We start from the raw sequence: 17350 nt of genomic DNA, 5'->3' as shown, positions 1-17350 counted from the left end.
ACATTCGATGCCCTTCGCAACAATAGACGGACAACCCCTTCACTACACAGATCAAGGCACTGGCCCGGCAGTCCTGCTGGCTGGCAGCTACCTGTGGGACCAGGCCATGTGGGCGCCGCAGATTGCCGCGCTGTCGCAGCAGTATCGGGTGATTGCCCTGGACCTCTGGGGCCACGGTGAGTCCGGACGGCTGCCCGAAGGCACAACGTCACTGGATGACATTGCACGTCAGGCATTGGCGCTGCTCGATCATCTGGACATCGATCGCGTCACCCTGGTCGGGTTGTCGGTCGGTAGCATGTGGGGCGTGCGTTTGGCGCTGTCGGCACCGCAGCGGCTCAACGGCCTGGTGCTGATGGACACTTACGTCGGCGTCGAACCCGAGCCGACTCGCCAATACTATTTTTCGCTGTTCAAACAGATTGAAGACACCGGCGTGATCTCGCCGCAACTACTGGACATCGTGGTGCCGATCTTCTTCCGTCCGGGCATTGATCCGCAGTCGGCGCTGTATCAGCAATTCCGCGCATCGCTGGCGGCGTTGCCCGCTGAACGTCTGCGCGAGGGCATCGTGCCGATGGGGCGGATTACGTTTGGTCGGGATGATCTGTTGCCGCGACTGGCTGAGTTGAATGCTGAAACCACGTTGGTGATGTGTGGTGATCAGGACAAGCCACGGCCGCCATCCGAGGCCCGAGAGATGGCTGAGCTGATTGGTTGCCCGTGTGTGTTGGTGCCGGAGGCGGGACATATCTCCAATCTGGAGAATCCGGGGTTTGTGACGGCGGCGCTGCTGAAGTTTTTGGCTGAGCAACATCAGGTATAGCGTTTAAGAAAAAGATCGTCCGAACGCGGCCCGAGAATCGACAACAACTTGTCCGGCGACGGCGCGCCTTGTTGTTGCTGCAACTCGCCCTTGTCATCCATGTAGAAAATCGCCGGGGTCGCTGACAACTCCAGGTCCTCCATCAATTTCATGTTCGCCGCGAGTTTCGCCTGAATCGCCGGTGGCACCTCTTTCAAGGCCTTGAGCGAACTGGCCTTGCCGGATTTCTCGTGTTCCTCCAGGGCTTTGCTTGGGTCCTTGGCGGCCAACAGCGCGGCGGATTTGCCCGGGCTGTCTTCGCGGATAATCCCGACCATGATGTGCCGCAATTGCACCTTGCCAGCCTTGACCCACGGCCGCGCCTGTTCCCAGAACATATTGCAGTAAGGGCAGTTCGGATCGCTGAACAGGTACACGACGCGCGGTGCGTCCTTGTTGCCGTCGCCGATCCAGTTGCTCGCTTCCATCTTGCCCCAGACTTCCTTGGCCATCGGCGCGTAGACCAGCTTCTGCAGCGGCGCGCTGCTCAGGTCATTGCCGTCAGCGTCGTACAGGTTACCGAGCAGCACGTGCTTGCCATCCGGGGTCAGGTACAGCGCCATGCCGCGGTTCTGGTATTGCGCCGCGTAACCACGCAAACCGTCCGGTGCATCGAACTGGCCGACAATTTTCGCGCCTTTGGCTTCGATCTTTTTGATCGCATCGGGCAGTTCTTCAGCAGCCTGTACCGACGGCAGGTGTAGCAGGGCAGCGCCCAGGGTCAGCGTCAGCAGGTGGCGGAGGCGAGGCATGGTAATTTCCTTGCAGAGGTAGCCGGTGCGGCAGGATTAGGGGTGTCGAAGTTTTCCAGGGCTCGGGCCAGGCTTGCTTGCGACAATTCGCCCAGATGGCTGCCCAGCAGGCGACCGTCGTGGCTATAAAACAGCGTAGTCGGCAAGGCCATGGAGCCGACGGCCTGACCCAGTCGGCCGCTGCCATCGAACAGCACATTGGACAGGCTCAGGCCCTGGGTTTCCAGGAAAGTGCTGACGCTTTGCATGCTTTCGGCCTGGTTGACGAACAGGAAGGTCAGGTCCGGGCGCTGTTGCTGGGCGTTTTCCAGCACCGGCATTTCCCGGCGGCACGGCGGACACCAAGTGGCCCAGAGGTTGATGACCAGCGGGCCACCCTGATAGTCGGCCAGTTGCACGGTTTCGCCGGCGGCATTGCGCAAGGTGATTTCCGGCAGGCGCGTGCCTTGTTCGTAAAGACTCAAGGAGAAGGTCGCCAGCAACCAGAACAGCAGGCCGCTGCCGACACCGAAACCCAGTGGCCGGCGCAAACCCGGTCGGCGCCAACCGCGATACAACGCGGCGAGCACCAGCACGATCACGCCCGGCCAAGCGAGAAAGCCGCCATCGCGCAGGTCGATGATCTGCCACGGATCGTTGCGGTACTGCGCCCAGTAGGCGACCACGAAACTGATCCGCGCCCCCAGCATGCCCAGCAAAAACAGGCCGAACAGCACCGACTCGGGGTTATCGCCGCCGCGCTTGGCCACTCGCCAGCCGACAAAGGTGGCCAGCGCCAGGGCACTGATCAGCAGCAGGTGATTAAGCGCGATGGCAAAGGTGCCGAGGGTAAAGGTCAGCATTAACGGGCATCTCGGGTGGTGGTCCAGCGTTGCAGGAAGGTGTCGGCATCGACCTCGCCGGTGATGCGCTGGCTGCGGCGCTCGACGCCGTCGGCACCAATCCACAGCAGGCTAGGCGGCCCCGGCACTTTATAACGGCCGAGCAGTTCGCGGCTGGCGGCATTGTCGGCGGTGACGTCCAGCCGTAGCAAGCGTACATCGCTCAGGGCTTCAAGCACCTGAGGTTTGGCGAAGACCTGTTTTTCCATGACTTTGCACGACACGCACCAGTCGGCGTAATAATCCAGCAACACCCATTGGCCCTGCGCCTGCGCGGCATCCAACTCCCGTTGCAGTGACGCAGGGTCCTTGATCGTGGTGAACGCATCATGGCCGACCGGGCTGGCGGTATTGCTGGAACTGGAACCGGCATAAACCTGCAACGGCTTGAACAGATCATCGCTGCCGCCCGCTGCACCGATCATCAACAGGCTGCCCCATATACCCAGCAGCAGCGAACTGGCGCCGAACACATGGGCGACGCGACTAAAGCCTTCCGCCTGTTTCCAGGCGCTGTAGGCGGCGATCAACAGCAAGGCGCCGCACAGTCCGACCCACAGCGACTCGTCCAGCACCGGGCGCAGCATCAGCAGCGCGGTGGCGAGGAAGAGGAAACCGAACACGCCTTTGAGCAGGTTCATCCAGGCGCCGGGCTTGGGCAGGAAGCGGTTGCCGACGGTCACCAGCAACAACAGCGGCACACCGATGCCGATGCCCATGGCGAACAGAATCAGCCCGCCGTGCAATGCGTTGCCGCTCTGGGCGATGTAGAGCAGGGCACCGGCCAGTGGCGCGGTCATGCACGGACCGACCAACAGACCGGACAAGGCCCCCAGCACACCGGCCCCGATCAGGCTGCCGCCGCGTTGATTGCGCGAGACGTTTTCCAGCCGATCGCGCACGGCCACCGGCAGTTGCAGCTCAAAGAAGCCGAACATCGGCAGTGCCAACAACACAAATACCGCAGCGAAACTGCCCAGCAACCAGGGATTTTGCAGCAGTGCCTGAAGGTTGGCCCCCAGCAGAGACGCCAAAACGCCCATCGCCGCATACACCAGCGCCATGCAGACCACATAACTGCCGGCCAGCGCGAAACCGCGTTTGGGCGTTGCGCCGCTGCCAACGATCAAACCGCCCAGAATCGGTAGCATCGGCAAGGTGCAGGGGGTGAAGGCCAGCAGCAGACCCAGGCCGAAGAACACCAGCAAACTCCAGCCCAGCGCCCGCTGTTGCAGGTTGCTGGCCAGGGCTTGGTCCGGGGCTTCATTGATAGCGGGCGCGTCGGCAGCGTTGCCCAGGTTCACGACCTGGGTCTGTGGCGGATAACACAGGCCAGCATCGGCACAGCCCTGGAAACCAACCTTGATCTGGCCGGTGGCACCGGCCGGGATCTTCAGTTCCAGACCCTGGCGATAGACCTGCTGCTCACCAAAGAACTCATCGCTATGCGACTCGCCCTCAGGCAGTGCGGGGTGCTGCTGCGGTTCCAGTCCGTCGAATTTCAGACGTTTTTGATACAGGTAATAACCGTCGGCGATTTGCCAGAACAGTTGGGTTTCACCGGATTCAAGGCGTTCGGAGGTAAAGATGAACGCCTGATCGACGGGGAGAAAGTCGGGTTTGGTCTCGAACGGATTGGTGCCAGCCTGGGCCAGACCCGAGATCAAGAGAGCAAAGAGGAAAAACAGTCGACGCATGGGTAGGCCTTATCCCTGTGCAAGTGAGGTGCACAATGGTGGGCGGCGATTAACCGATGATTAACCGCCGCTTGGCTGCCATGGGGACTGGTTGGCGTTCAGTCGCGTAACAGTCCGGGCCAGGTAGAGTCACTGACTTTATACGGGCCATATTCGACTTTGTTTTGCTGGATGTTGTAGGTGATGTACTCGTTACCTGTCAGGAAAATATAGTAATAACTATCGGCAAGTGTTCGATCATTTTGTGCGGCCGTAATGATCCGGTCCTTGTAGGGCTCCAGGCCAGGCCATGTTTTGTTAGTGATGGGTTGAAGCGTCACTTTATGTGCCCAGTCGCCATCGGATTTTGTCGAGGGGGATACCATTTAAGGAATAGTGAATTACCGTCGTTCATGAGGAATCGAAACGACAGGTGTGGAGGTGTGGAGTTCTGCCACCAGGTACCCGCGACGATACGATCAAAATAAGGAAGAATCATGTGCCATATCGAATCAGCAACACGAGAGTTTCCTATTACTTTGTCTTCGTCTTGATAATAGGTGCAGACCATTGGCGTACCGCCATCGTCATAAAATAGCCAGAGAAAATCCTGATCAAGGCCAAACCTGTCTTCTCGTTGAAAGTTTGTGGTGGTGAACCCAAATCGCAAGTTTTTTGCGTGCATATGAAAATCATGCCAGTTACCGAATCTGATCGGTGCGGGGTACCCATCAGGAACTCCGTTACCGTCTATAACGAATTTTGTATAAGTATTACTGTCTTTGAAAAAGAAGAAGATTTTATCTTTTTCCGCGCGCCAGTCGACGGCGACCACATTTTTTAGTTTGGGCATTCTTGATTTCTTTCAATGTTAAGTGATGGTGTTTGGGTTGCGCTTTGACGTGTTTTCAGTCGCGTAATAACCCTGGCCAGGAAGCGTCATCGATGGCAATCGGACCGGCAAGTAGCTGCCTGGAGGGGACGCTGTACCGTAGGTATTCATTATCAGTGAGGAATATATAGTAATAGTTGTGGGCCAACGTCCGGTCGTTCTGCACCGCTGTAATGATTCGATCTTTATAGGGGGCCAGCCCAGACCAGGTTTCACTGATGGTCTCTTGCGTCAATTTATCGATGGCAAGGTTGAGGGTAAGGCAGTTTCCATCGTTCATAAGGAAACGAAAAAGCCGAGGGTGCGGCGATTGTTCCCACCACGTGCCTGCGACGATGCGATCAAAGTAAGGAAGTAATCTATGCCAGATGGAGTCGGCCAGTCGATACACCTTGTTGACCTTGTCAGTGTCCTGGTCGTACTTACAGACCATGGGAATCCCGTCTTCATAATAGAACAGCCATAAAATGTCGGAATCGAGCTCTAGGTAGTTGGCCGGGCTGATGCCGGTAGTGGCAAACCCAAAACGCAGGTTTTTAAGTTTGGCATCCATATCGCCCCAGTAACCGTTGATGGTCCTTGGGTAGTTCTTGGGGGTTTCGTTATCCCCAAGGTCAAATCGAGTATAGGTATTAGTGTCTTTGAAAAAGAAGTAGAAACGATCTTTGCCTGAGCGCCAGTCAACGGCAACGAAGTTTTTAAGTGTTTTCATGGTTAAGGTGCTTTTTGTGGGTTTAAAGATGCGTTTTTTATACGGGGCTTTTTATAAGAGTGTTAGTGGTATAGTGTTTCAGTTTTAAACGGCAGGCTTGAGTATTAATAATTTTAAGTTGTTTGAGGGGCGTGGCGATGTGGCTTGTTTTCGGTACGCCCGAGGGGGCGAGCAGACGTTGATCTTCTCGTCTTTCGCCGGGCTTGCCATAATCGGTGCTTAATACTCACCTGCTTGACTCACGCTTTTGCTCATGGAGCACTCATGCACGTACTGGTATGCGAAGACGATGAGCTGATCGCCAGCGGCATTGTCGCCGGCCTCACCGCCCAAGGCCTGACCGTGGAGCACGTCGCCACCGCGTCTGCTGCGCGGGCGATGCTCAAGGTCGCTGAATTCGACGTCATGGTGCTTGACCTCGGCCTGCCGGACGAAGACGGGCTCAAGCTGCTTCAACAGCTGCGCAATAGCGGCCTGGAGATTCCGGTGCTGATCCTCACTGCCCGGGATTCGGTCACTGACCGCGTCGACGGCCTGCAAGCCGGCGCTGACGATTACCTGCTCAAACCCTTCGACCTGCGTGAACTCGCCGCGCGCCTGCACACGCTGTTGCGGCGGGTGGCCGGGCGCAGCGTCAACCTGATCGAACACGGCGCGCTGACATACGATCCAAGCAGCCGCGAAACCATGCTCGGCGGCCAGCCGGTTGACCTGTCGCGCCGCGAGCAATCGCTGTTGCAAGCCCTGTTGCACAACCGTGGCCGAGTGCTGTCCACCGAGCAATTGAAGGACAGCGTCTACGGCTTCAACGATGAACTGGAAAGCAATGCCCTCAATGTCCATATCCATCACCTGCGGCGTAAACTCGGCAATGGCATCGTCGAGACGGTGCGCGGCCTGGGCTATCGCCTGGGGCCGGCGGATGGCGGAGATCAATCGAAGTGATGAGCCTGCGTTTGCGCCTGAGCCTGACCCTCGGCGCCGCGTTTGCGCTGATCTGGGCGCTGGCGGCGGCCTGGATGCTCAGCGACCTGCGAAACCAGATGATGTTTTCCCTCGACCAGCGGCTGGTGGCGTCGGCGCGGATGGTCGCCGGGTTGATGGAGCAACTGCCGGCGCTGCCGACCAAGGGCGAAGGCACTCATTTCAGTGCTGAGCAATTGAATGTCCCCGGTGGCATGGCCTGTCAGGTCAGTTCATTGCGCGGCGAAATCCTCGCCCGTAGTCACACCGACCCGCAACAAAAACTGGAAGCCGAGAAAATGGGCTTCCACGATCAGATGATTGATGGCGCGCCGTGGCGCAGTTTTACCCTGGCGCGCGGTGATCTGCGGATCACCACGGCGGATCGGCAGATCGAGCGCGAGGCGCTGAACATGTCGATCCTGCTGGCCGCGTCGGTGCCAGTCGGCGTGGCGTTGCTCGGTTGTCTGTGCCTGCTCTGGCTGGGCATCGGCCAGGGGTTGGCGCCGCTCAATCGCATGCGCGATGCTTTGATGCGCCGCAGTGCCGATTCCCTTGAACCGTTGCTGATCCAGCCGCTGCCCAGTGAGCTGCAACCGTTGCTGGATACCCAGAACCAGCTGTTCCAGCGTATCGGCAGGACCATCGAGCGTGAACGACGCCTGACCGGGGATGCGGCCCACGAGTTGCGCAGCCCGCTCACCGCGATCAAGACCCACCTGCAAGTGGCGCGCATGACCGACGGCGCAGCCCGGGATCAATCCCTGGCTCGGGCCGAGGAGGGCGCCGACCGTCTGCACCGCACCCTTGAACAATTGCTGTTGCTGGCGCGGGTCGAGGGCAGTCTGTCGTTCGATGACGGCGTTCAGTGCAGCGCCGAGCAAGTGGCAAAACTGGCGATTCAGGATGCCGCCAGTGGTGATCGCCAACGCATCAAGTTTCAGGTGCCGACGAAAGTCTCGGCCGCCCCGGTGCAAATGCCCGCGGTGCTGTCGATTGCTGCGTTGCGCAACTTGCTGGACAACGCTTTGCGTCATACGCCGAGCGACGGTGCCGTGGAGTTGAGCCTTGAAACCACCGATAACCGTGTGCGGTTCGTGGTGCGCGACCATGGGCCGGGAATTGCTGAGGCTGATCTTCAGCACCTGACCCAGCGCTTCTGGCGCAATGGCCAGAGCACCGGTTGCGGCCTCGGACTGGCGATTGTTCAGGCGATTGTTCAGCGTTGCGCCTGCACCTTGCGTTTCGACAGTCGCCCGGACGGGTTGCGGGTCGAGCTGACCATGCCGTTGCAACCGGCCTGACCAACACCACCAATCCCCTCGGGGATCGGTGTTGAACATCAAATGTAACTTCTCTCCATTGGCTTTCCTGCCCGCGCTAGCGCTATCGTCCCCGGCAGCTTTGACTCAATGGATTGAGGTAACAGCGCCATGGATGCACCCCTGCACATCAGCAAGGCAACGCCCGCCGACGCCGGCATTATCAGCCGGATCGTCGAACGCTCGATCCGGGTCGGTTGCGCGCTCGACCACCGCAACGACGCAAAAATCGTCGCCGCCTGGACCCACAACAAAACCGCCGAACACATCCACACCTGGCTCACCAACCCACGGTTGTACCTCAATATCGCCTTACTTCAGGACAAACCCATTGGCGTCGCCATGGCCGCGCTCAGCGGCCAGGTCGCGTTCTGCTACGTGCAACCGGAATGGTTTCGTCGTGGCGCCGGGCAGGCTTTGATTCACGACCTGGAAGCCTGGTTGCTCGGTCAGGGCTTGCGCCAGTCGCGACTCAACAGCACTCGCACCAGCGAAGCCTTTTATCGGCGCCAGGGTTATCGCGCCAGCGCCGAAATCTTCAGCGTGGCGGGGCTGCAAGCCATCCCGATGCATAAAGCGCTGGCGCCACCTTCATAGAAAGCTGATCGCAGGTCTAAATCCTCAAGCCCCCGATGCGTTTCCAGAACAGGAAAACCTGCAAGTGCGCCCCGTGACCGGAACGCGCACCTGCCCGGTGTGCAGTTTTGGTCACTATCTACAGCGTATTGAGGGGTCGAGAGATGTCAGTCGCTACCAGCCTTATCGAAGATCAGCCGGCCCGGGTTGCCCCGACGCCTGCCGAGACGCTTTACCAGTTCAACGAATCGCCATTACTGGCCCGTCAGAGCCAGCAGGAATCGAATGCCCGCAGCTACCCGCGACGGATTCCCCTGGCGCTCAAACGCGCCAAGGGCATTTATGTCGATGACGTCGAGGGCCGTCGCTTTATCGATTGCCTGGCAGGCGCCGGGACGCTGGCGCTGGGGCATAACCATCCGGTGGTGATCGAAGCGATCCAGCAAGTGCTGACCGATGAGTTGCCGCTGCACACCCTCGACCTGACCACGCCGGTCAAGGATCAATTCGTCCAGGACCTGTTCGGCCTGCTACCGCCGGCCCTGGCCGCTGAAGCAAAAATCCAGTTCTGCGGCCCGACCGGCACCGACGCCGTGGAAGCGGCGCTGAAACTGGTGCGCACCGCCACCGGGCGTAGCACCGTGTTGTCGTTTCAGGGCGGTTACCACGGCATGAGTCAGGGCGCGCTGAGCCTGATGGGCAGCCTGGGGCCGAAAAAGCCCTTGGGCGCGTTGCTCAGCAATGGCGTGCAATTCATGCCGTACCCTTACGACTACCGCTGCCCGTTCGGGCTCGGCGGTGCGCAAGGGGTTCAGGTCAACCTCAACTACCTGGAAAACCTGCTCAACGACCCCGAGGCCGGCGTGCAATTGCCAGCGGCGGTGATCGTTGAAGTGGTGCAGGGTGAGGGCGGGGTGATCCCGGCGGATCTCGACTGGCTGCGCGGCTTGCGGCGCATCACCGAGCAGGCGGGCGTGGCGCTGATCGTCGATGAAATCCAGAGCGGTTTTGCCCGCACCGGCAAGATGTTTGCCTTTGAACATGCCGGGATCATTCCGGACGTGGTGGTGCTGTCCAAGGCCATCGGCGGCAGTCTGCCGTTGGCGGTGGTGGTTTATCGCGACTGGCTCGACACCTGGTTGCCGGGTGCTCACGCCGGGACCTTCCGTGGCAATCAGATGGCCATGGCCGCGGGTTCGGCGGTGATGCGTTATCTGGTCGAAAACAACGTGTGTACGCACGCTGCGGCCATGGGCGAACGCTTGAGCGAACACCTGCGCATCCTGCAGCGGGACTTCCCGCAATTGGGCGATATCCGCGGTCGCGGCTTGATGCTTGGCGTCGAGCTGGTCGACCCGACGGGCACACCGGACGTGCAAGGTCATCCACCGGCGTTCGGTCGCCTGGCACCGCTGGTTCAGCGTGAATGCCTCAAACGCGGCTTGATCCTCGAACTGGGCGGCCGGTATGGCGCGGTGGTGCGCTTCCTGCCGCCACTGGTGATCACTGCTGCGGAAATCGACCAGGTCGCGGAGATTTTTGGCCGGGCGTTGGCGGCAGCAATTGCCAGCCTCTAAATTTTTCAGCGACTCGAACGTTCCTTCTACATACCGGCTGTACACGCAGTGCAGCCCACCCCTATAGCGATGGAGACATAGCATGACGTCAGTATTCGACCGCGAGGACATCCTCTTTCAGGTCGTGGTCAACCACGAAGAGCAATACTCGATCTGGCCCGACTACAAAGCCGTACCCCAAGGCTGGCGCACCGTGGGCAAGAGCGGCCTGAAAAAGGAATGCCTGGCCTACATCGAAGAAACCTGGACCGACATGCGTCCACTGAGCTTGCGGCAGAAGATGGAAGAACAGGCGGCTGTGGCTCAGTAAGTCACGGTGTAATAAAAAGCCCGTTGAACCGATAGGTCAACGGGCTTTTTATTGGCCTGGAATTTGTGTTGCCTGTCAGGACGTCTTCGCGAGCAAGCCCGCTCCCACATTGGAATTTCGTCGTGCCGTAGATCCAATGTGGGAGCGAGGCTTGCCCGCGAAGAACGATAACGCGGTCCAACTGACGTTACGCCCCGCTCAACCCCTTGATCACCAAATCCACATTCCCCTCCAATTCGACCACCGGATCTTGCGCATCGGTACTCAACACCACCAACCGACTCCCTGCCTCGCTAATCACCGCTTTCAACGCCTGCGAAGGCTGACGATGATGCAACACCACCGCCACATCATAGGCCTTGAGTGTCGCGCCCAATTGCTTCAGCGCTTCAGGCGTCCACTCGGCATCCGGCCGCGTATCAAGGCCGACCAGTTCCAGGTTGAGCCCGCCGATCAGGTAGCCAAAGTGATCGCTCAGGCTCATCACCGTGAGGTTGTCAGCGCTGGCCAGCCGCGCTTCGCTATCGGCGCTGAGCTTGAGCAGACGTTGCTTGAGTGCCGCCAGGTTCGCTTCGATCTTCGGCTTGGCCTCAGGCGCCAGGCGCACCAGGTCCGCGGCCATCACGTCCGCCATGCGCCCCATGTTGTTGCTCGCCAGCCATGGCTGACTGTTCAAGCCGTCGACCTTGTTGCCCGGCTGCACGGCGATACCGGGCAGGGCGCCGTCTACTGGGCGGGCGGCGTCGATTTCAATGATGCGGATATTGCTGCGGCGGGCATTCGGGTACAGCGGATCGTCCGGCCACAGTGAGCGCAGGCCAATGACTGCGTCGGCATCGGTCGCTAGCTTGCTCAGTTCTGGCGCGCCACGGCCGGTGAAATACGCGGTCTGGCGCGAACCAGGCAGGTTGGCCGGTGCGGCGCGCTGAATGGCAACATCGGTGCCTTCCAGCAGCACCGAGCCCAGGCCATAAGTCACCGGCAACGACGCGAGGACCAGGACTTTGTGCGCCGATGAAGAGGCGAAGAGCGGCGTATTGCCGACACCGTGATTGGCCACCAGGCGCATCGGTTCGAAGTTGTCGTCCGCGAACGCGTGCGGTGCGGTCAGCCCGCATAGGGCTATGACCAGGGTTAATTGACGCAGAGAAAATGACATTTATCCGAGATTCCCTTTCAGACTTGGGACGCCGCCGCGCGCAATGGCGGACAGGGCGAAAGCAATACCGGCGACCAGAATGATCGCGGCGCCGGACGGGATCGGCAGGTCGAAGACTATCGGCGCCAGGATGCCGCACAGCGTGCTGACCGTGGCGATCAGCACCGAGCACCAGAAGAACCCCTTCAGCGACTGACTGAGCAACCGCGCGGCCGCCGCCGGAATCACCAGCAAAGCACCGACCAGAATCGCGCCGATGACTTTCACCGCGGCGACGGTGATCAGCGTCACCAGAATCACGAACAGATAATCCAGGGTCTTCACCGCCACGCCGCGCACCGCCGCCAGTTGCGGGTTGAAGCTGGCGAGCATGATGCGGTTGTACAGCGGCAGGGCGAGGGCCATGACCAGCGAACCGACAATCGCCAACACCAACAGGTCGTTACCGTTGACCGTCAGCACCGAACCGAACAGCACGTTTTCGAGGATATGCACATTGATCTTGCCCGCCAGAATCAACAGCAGGCTGGCGCCCAGCGCCAACGACACCGAGAGGAACACCCCGATCAGCGTATCCGGGGCCAGACCAGTGCGGTTTCGCAGGTAATTAAGCAGGATGCCGAACAGCAAACAGTAACCAAACAAGCTGCCATACGGCCCGGTGTAGGGTTCGCCAAGCAGAATCCCGATGGCCACGCCGGTCAGCGCCGCGTGGCCCACCGCTTCGGAGAAAAACGCAAAGCGCTTAACCACTACCAGCGTGCCTAACCCGCCCAGTACCGGGCCGATCAACAGGCCGGCGATCAGCGCGTTAACCACAAATCCATAAGCCAGCGCTTCCGGCAGATAACCCGAAGAGGCCCAGCCCTGGACCATCAAACGAAAGGCTTCATAACTCATCAGGCAGCGCTCCGTGGATGGGTCGAGAACAGGGTCAGCAGACGCTCCGGTGTCAGTGCCTGTTTCGGCGTCGCGTCAAACAGCACCCGGCGATTCAGCCCGGTAACCCGATCGGCCAAGCGTGCAACCGCTTCCAGGTCATGCTCGATCCACAGCACGGTGATGCCGCTTTGGCGCCAGTCACCCAGCAGTCGTTCGAACACCTGAATCCCGGCTTCATCCAGCGCTGACATCGGTTCGTCGAGCACCAACAAGTTCGGCGCCGGGATCAGGCCTTGGGCGAGCAACACTCGCTGACGTTCACCACCGGACAGCGCGCCCATGCGGCGCTTGCGTTTGTCCTGCATGCCGACCCGTTCCAGCGCTTCGCCAATCTCCGCTGCGTAGTGCTTGCTCAAACCGAGAAACGCCGGACGCCGCTGACACATCGCGGCCATGAAATCGTCGACGGTCATCGGCAAGCCCCGGTCGAACTCCAGCGCTTGCGGGACGTAACCGATGGTGCCGGGATCGCCGGGCCATTGCAGACTCAAGCGACCCTGATGCGGCATCTGCCCGAGCAGGGTTTTGATCAGCGAACTTTTGCCACCGCCGTTCGGGCCGACCAGTGCATGCACGCTGCCGGGCTGAACGGTGAAGGTGACTTGATCGAGGATCGTGGTGCGCCCCAGCGTCAGACTGACCTCCGCGAAATCCAGAGTCGGCCCCGAAACCTGTGGGAGCGGGCTTGCTCGCGAAAGCGGTTCATCATTCAACATTGATGTGGACTGACCCACCGCCTTCGCGAGCAAGCCCGCTCCCACAGGGGATTCGGGGTTGGTCGAACTGATGGTTTCTTTAGCCGTCATGAACCGGACTCCTGAATCGCCCGCACTACCGTGTTGAGGTTGCCGGTCATTTCTTTTTCGTACTTGTCGGCGGTGTATTCGCCGTAGGAAATGTGCGACAGCGGGTACAGCTTGACCCCGGATTCACGCTGAATGGTCTCGACGTAGGTGGACGGGAAATCCATCTCCGAGAAGATCACTTTCACGTCCAGCTCGCGCAGTTGATCGATGGTCTTTTTCAACTGGCTCGGGCTCGGTTCGATGCCGTGGGCCGGCTCGACCACGGCGGTCACTTCCAGGCCGAATTCGCGCAGCAAGTAGTCGTAGGCGGCGTGAACCGTGGCCACCCGCAGTTCGGCGTTCGGTGCCTGGGTCAGTTTGGCCAGGGCGTCGGCGCGCATCTGCCGCAGGCGTTTGCCATAGGCACGGGCGTTTGTGGTGTAGGTCTTGGCATTGTCCGGGTCGAGTTTGCCCAGTTCCCGGGCGATGTTATTGACCTGGGCAATTGAGGCGCTGATCGACAGGAAGGTGTGCGGGTTGACGACCTTGCCGGCGCCGCGCGCGGCGGTCCCGGTGGCGGCCAGCAGCGGCACGTTTTCGTTGGCCTCGATCACCGGGATGTTCGGTTTTTCGCTGGCGGCGATCATGCGGTCGGCGAAGTCATCGTGGCCGACGCCGTTGAGCACGATCACGTCGAGCCCGCCAATGCGCTTGATGTCTTCGGCACGTGGCTCGTAGGCGTGGGGATTGAAACCGGCCGGGATCAGCGGCACCACGTCGGCCTTGTCACCAACGATATTGGCCACGTAGCTGTAATAAGGGTGCAGGGTGATGCCGATGCGCAGGCGCTTGGCCTGATCGGCGCTGGCCAGTGGTGTCAGCAGTAGGGCAAACAGCCCGACAAGCAACAAGCGCAGTAAAGAACGTTGAGATGAACTAGGCATGGGCAAGCGGTCTTCTCTCGGGTGAAGGCGAGGGGTTAGTCCCGGTGCTGGCGGGTTACGCCGGCATCGAATTGCGCGACGATCTGCTGCCAGCCGGCACTTTCGAGCGCGGCGTCAGTCAGGTCGGACGGGGCTTTGATGTCGCTTGCGCGGTTGAGCCAGATGTCCGACGGCGCGTCATCAGCTGCGATCAAACGCATCAAAAACGAACCGGCCACGCTCGGCGTCTGGCTCTGGCCGAAGTAGGCCTTGGTCTCAAGCAACTGCCAGACATGCCCACCGCGGCTGACCGAACTGGCGTCTTGCGCAAACGGTGCAAAGCCTTCACCGGCCAGTGCTTCTGGCGTGGGCAGTACCTGTTGCTCCTGACGCAGCAGCTGAATCTCGTCCAGGGTCACCCGCAGATCGGCGTAGATGCCTTGTTCGGACGCACTCAAGTCGCGGCGGCCATCCAGTTGATGGCTGCCGACGTTGCTCACAACTTGGGACTCGTGACGCCAAGCGACCACCGAGCCCGCAACCGCGAGGATCATCAGGCACAACAGCAGCACATAAAGGGTTTCATGGCCGGCACCGGCCGGGCGGACGACTTGCGTGGTGGGCGTACTCATCAGGGCGCCTCGATGTCGGCTTGGTCGATCTCGACCACGTGGCCGGGACCGGCGTCGAACAGCACATAAAACTCAGCGGCGGGTTTCTTGAAGATCAGGGTCGAGTCGGCCCCAAGCTTGCCCGGCAACAGAATGGTTTCGTCGTAGCCGATCACATCCAGCGTCACCCCCGGCGCGCTGCTGCCATCGGAAAAACCGCCAGTGCATTTGATCTGCTCGGCGTCGATGGCTTTGCATTCGCACATCGGGTTGTGGGCCATGGCGCTGGCGCTGAAACCGGTGCAGAGCACCAGTAACGCGGCGCGCAGAGGGCGAAAAGCGTTGCTCATGGTTTGCCTCCTTGTTTGTTCAGCCAAGCGATGGTGGCCGGGGATGCCTGGCTCAGCGGGATAGCGGCTTGATGCATGGCGCCGTCCCAGCCTTCCATGGTTATCCACAGCTCGGCGTCGGACTGGGTTTTTTCGGCACCGGTAACGAAGCACCCATGCGGTACGGTGTACCGAAGAAAATTACCCCGGCGGCGCGCAGGCTGCGGGGTTTGCCGATGCGCAGGTAAGTGGCTTTGACCTGTTCGATACAGGCGTCGCACAGGGCTGCGTTGAAGGCTTTTACGTGGCCGGTCGCGCCATCCCGACGCGGCGCTTCATCGCGCAACTCGGCCAGGCGCAGGCTCCAGGGACCGACCTGGATCTCGCCGATTTCGTGCTCGCCCAGCCCCGTGTCGCCGCGAATCAACGCGGCGTTGGTGAAGTATTTGGGCATGAACCCCAACGGGATCAGCAGCAACAGAATGTTCAGGTGAAAACGCCATTTGTGCCAAAGCACGTTCAGGCGCGAGGGCTGGGGGGCGGCAGCGGTTTTGCTCACAGGCTAGCCTCCGACGTCTCGCGGCTCATGCTCGGTTGCGCCGTGGCAGTGCGCTGTTTCTTGCTGCTGCGCTTAAGCGCATTGGCGGTGGCCAGGGCGGTGCGCTTGGTCCAGATCAGCAAGCCGCTGAGGACCATCATGCTCAGCACCAGGCCGAAGAAAAACCAGATCAACTTGATCCACAAACCACCGAAATCCCCGGTGTGCAATGGCCGCATGGATTCGGTGACGAACTCCAGCGTGGTCCGGTTCGAGAGCAGTCGCGAAGCAGCGATTTCGCCGTTGTACGGGTTGATGGTCGCCGTCTGGTACATCAGCGGATACCAGCCACGGCCACCAATATCCAGGTGGCTGTAAGCATTGCCCGGCAGGCTGATAAAACTGGCTTCCAGCCCCGGGATTTTCTGCATGGCGATTTCAATCGCCCGATCCAGCGGGATCTGCGGTGCCGGCGAACCATCCGGCGACAACGGCACGGCTTCACGGGCCATGGCCGGAATGATCGGTTCGCTGGAGATGGAAATCTGGTTGTCGAACAGTAGGGCTTCAATCAAAAACCAGGTACCGGTGACGGAAATGACCGCGATGAACCAGATCGACCAGATGCCGCTGAGTCGGTGAAAGTCGCCCCAGAAAATCCGCGCACCGTGACGAAAACGCAGGGTCGGCTTGAAGAAGCCTTTCCAGAATTTTTGTAGACCACCAGCCCGGTAATCAGTGAAACCAGCAGCGGCAAGCCAAGGAACGACACCAGGTACCAGCCCCAACTGAAACCGTTGGTAAATGGCACCAGCCACCAGCCATGCAAGGCGCGGGTGAACGCCTTGAAGTTGAACGTTGGCGCGACGCCCTGGATCACCCCGGTGTAAGGATTGACGTAGACCGTCACCGAGCGCCCGTCGGGGTAGTTGACGTCCACGTCGAGGGCGAAGTGCGATTCGTCGGGGCGGTTGATGGCTGAGACGAGGGTTTGGGGTTCGGCTTTTTTCATGGCCGCGAGGATCTGGTCATAGCTGAGCCGCCGGGCATCGTCAGAAGGCGGGCTGGCGCGCATTTGTGGGTTGGCGAGCCAGACGATCTCCTGGCTGACGACGGCCAGGGTGCCGGTCACGCAGACGATCAAGACGAAAAACCAGATCGGCAACGCCAGCCAGCTATGGACCAGAAACCAGAGTTTTGAGCGGGATTTCTTCGACATGATTAAAGGTCTTGTATCGATGAGAGGGCCGTGCTGCGGGCTTCGTAGCGCGGTGACCCCTGAAAGCCCGGCCGTGACTTTTGCCTACGCGGCCGGACTGCATCTATATAGGACGGATGAGCAGGGGAAATCCCGAAGGCAGAGATGAAAGAAAATATTTCGCATTTTCATGAAGGTCGGCTTTTGGTGGGAGCGGGCTTGCTCGCGAAAGCGGGGGCAGTCAAAATTGATGTCGGCTGACACGACGCTTTCGCGAGCAAGCCCGCTCCCACAAGGGGTCTTCACTGACCTTTGGATCGAGATCCAACACGAAACATG

The 17350-nt window shown here is 60.1% G+C and carries 17 protein-coding genes and 2 pseudogenes; 6 read left to right on the top strand and 13 right to left on the bottom strand.

Annotation, left to right across the window (positions count from 1 at the left end; translation table 11 throughout):
- The first annotated feature begins 7 nt into the window (after positions 1-7).
- Positions 8-826, top strand: a complete 819-nt coding sequence (locus RHM58_RS32405) for an alpha/beta fold hydrolase (RefSeq protein WP_322269213.1) — start codon at positions 8-10, stop codon at positions 824-826.
- Here RHM58_RS32405 and dsbG read toward each other — a convergent pair.
- From dsbG to RHM58_RS32380, 5 genes are all read right to left on the bottom strand, one after another.
- Positions 817-1617, bottom strand: a complete 801-nt coding sequence (gene dsbG, locus RHM58_RS32400; RefSeq protein WP_322269212.1) for a thiol:disulfide interchange protein DsbG — start codon at positions 1615-1617, stop codon at positions 817-819. The two genes, RHM58_RS32405 and dsbG, sit on opposite strands and share 10 nt — an antisense overlap.
- Entirely contained in the window at positions 1593-2459 is an 867-nt protein-coding gene (locus RHM58_RS32395; RefSeq protein ID WP_201205411.1) for a TlpA disulfide reductase family protein, read from the bottom strand. Before RHM58_RS32395 ends, dsbG begins: the two co-directional genes overlap by 25 nt.
- Positions 2459-4195, bottom strand: a complete 1737-nt coding sequence (dsbD, locus tag RHM58_RS32390; RefSeq protein ID WP_201255324.1) for a protein-disulfide reductase DsbD — start codon at positions 4193-4195, stop codon at positions 2459-2461. The genes RHM58_RS32395 and dsbD overlap by 1 nt, the downstream gene beginning before the upstream one ends.
- Before the next feature lie 316 nt (positions 4196-4511).
- The gene (locus RHM58_RS32385; protein ID WP_322269211.1) at positions 4512-5027 is read right to left on the bottom strand and encodes a hypothetical protein; all 516 of its coding nucleotides are present in this window, start codon (positions 5025-5027) and stop codon (positions 4512-4514) included.
- Positions 5028-5082: 55 nt separating this feature from the next.
- Complete coding sequence (locus tag RHM58_RS32380; protein ID WP_201255322.1) at positions 5083-5778, bottom strand: hypothetical protein; 696 nt, start codon at positions 5776-5778, stop codon at positions 5083-5085.
- A gap of 264 nt (positions 5779-6042) precedes the next feature.
- On the opposite strand from RHM58_RS32380, the gene RHM58_RS32375 reads away from it, so the two are divergent.
- The 5 genes from RHM58_RS32375 (at position 6043) to RHM58_RS32355 (ending at position 10526) form a co-directional block, all read left to right on the top strand.
- Complete coding sequence (locus RHM58_RS32375) at positions 6043-6723, top strand: response regulator (RefSeq protein WP_201205408.1); 681 nt, start codon at positions 6043-6045, stop codon at positions 6721-6723.
- The gene (locus tag RHM58_RS32370; RefSeq protein ID WP_322269210.1) at positions 6720-8045 is read left to right on the top strand and encodes an ATP-binding protein; all 1326 of its coding nucleotides are present in this window, start codon (positions 6720-6722) and stop codon (positions 8043-8045) included. Before RHM58_RS32375 ends, RHM58_RS32370 begins: the two co-directional genes overlap by 4 nt.
- Positions 8046-8174: 129 nt before the next feature.
- Positions 8175-8660, top strand: coding sequence for a GNAT family N-acetyltransferase (locus RHM58_RS32365; protein WP_322269209.1), 486 nt, complete (start codon positions 8175-8177; stop codon positions 8658-8660).
- 143 nt (positions 8661-8803) lie between these two features.
- Positions 8804-10216 (top strand): aspartate aminotransferase family protein, encoded by a 1413-nt coding sequence (locus RHM58_RS32360; RefSeq protein ID WP_322269208.1) that lies wholly within the window; start codon positions 8804-8806, stop codon positions 10214-10216.
- An 82-nt stretch (positions 10217-10298) separates the two neighbouring features.
- Positions 10299-10526, top strand: a complete 228-nt coding sequence (locus RHM58_RS32355; RefSeq protein WP_201191179.1) for an MbtH family protein — start codon at positions 10299-10301, stop codon at positions 10524-10526.
- Positions 10527-10713: 187 nt separating this feature from the next.
- On the opposite strand, the gene RHM58_RS32350 is transcribed toward RHM58_RS32355, so the two are convergent.
- From RHM58_RS32350 to RHM58_RS32315, 8 genes and pseudogenes are all read right to left on the bottom strand, one after another.
- The gene (locus RHM58_RS32350; RefSeq protein ID WP_322269207.1) at positions 10714-11685 is read right to left on the bottom strand and encodes a metal ABC transporter substrate-binding protein; all 972 of its coding nucleotides are present in this window, start codon (positions 11683-11685) and stop codon (positions 10714-10716) included.
- Positions 11686-12585, bottom strand: a complete 900-nt coding sequence (locus tag RHM58_RS32345; RefSeq protein WP_322269206.1) for a metal ABC transporter permease — start codon at positions 12583-12585, stop codon at positions 11686-11688.
- Complete coding sequence (locus RHM58_RS32340) at positions 12585-13343, bottom strand: metal ABC transporter ATP-binding protein (RefSeq protein WP_201206731.1); 759 nt, start codon at positions 13341-13343, stop codon at positions 12585-12587. The genes RHM58_RS32345 and RHM58_RS32340 overlap by 1 nt, the downstream gene beginning before the upstream one ends.
- An 86-nt stretch (positions 13344-13429) precedes the next feature.
- Positions 13430-14356, bottom strand: coding sequence for a metal ABC transporter substrate-binding protein (locus RHM58_RS32335; protein ID WP_322269205.1), 927 nt, complete (start codon positions 14354-14356; stop codon positions 13430-13432).
- A 35-nt stretch (positions 14357-14391) separates the two neighbouring features.
- Positions 14392-14967, bottom strand: a complete 576-nt coding sequence (locus RHM58_RS32330) for a DUF6162 family protein (RefSeq protein ID WP_322269204.1) — start codon at positions 14965-14967, stop codon at positions 14392-14394.
- Positions 14967-15296, bottom strand: coding sequence for a hypothetical protein (locus tag RHM58_RS32325; RefSeq protein WP_201205389.1), 330 nt, complete (start codon positions 15294-15296; stop codon positions 14967-14969). The genes RHM58_RS32330 and RHM58_RS32325 overlap by 1 nt, the downstream gene beginning before the upstream one ends.
- Positions 15293-15834 (bottom strand): annotated as a pseudogene (locus RHM58_RS32320) (thiamine pyrophosphate-binding protein). Before RHM58_RS32320 ends, RHM58_RS32325 begins: the two are co-directional and overlap by 4 nt.
- Positions 15831-17032, bottom strand: a pseudogene (locus RHM58_RS32315) (PepSY-associated TM helix domain-containing protein). Before RHM58_RS32315 ends, RHM58_RS32320 begins: the two co-directional pseudogenes overlap by 4 nt.
- Between the last annotated feature and the right edge of the window lie 318 nt (positions 17033-17350).

It is taken from the genome of Pseudomonas sp. 10S4 (assembly GCF_034344865.1).
Classification (GTDB): Bacteria; Pseudomonadota; Gammaproteobacteria; order Pseudomonadales; family Pseudomonadaceae; genus Aquipseudomonas.
Note: the sequence above shows the minus strand (reverse complement) of the source record. Positions and strands in the feature narration are given on the sequence as shown.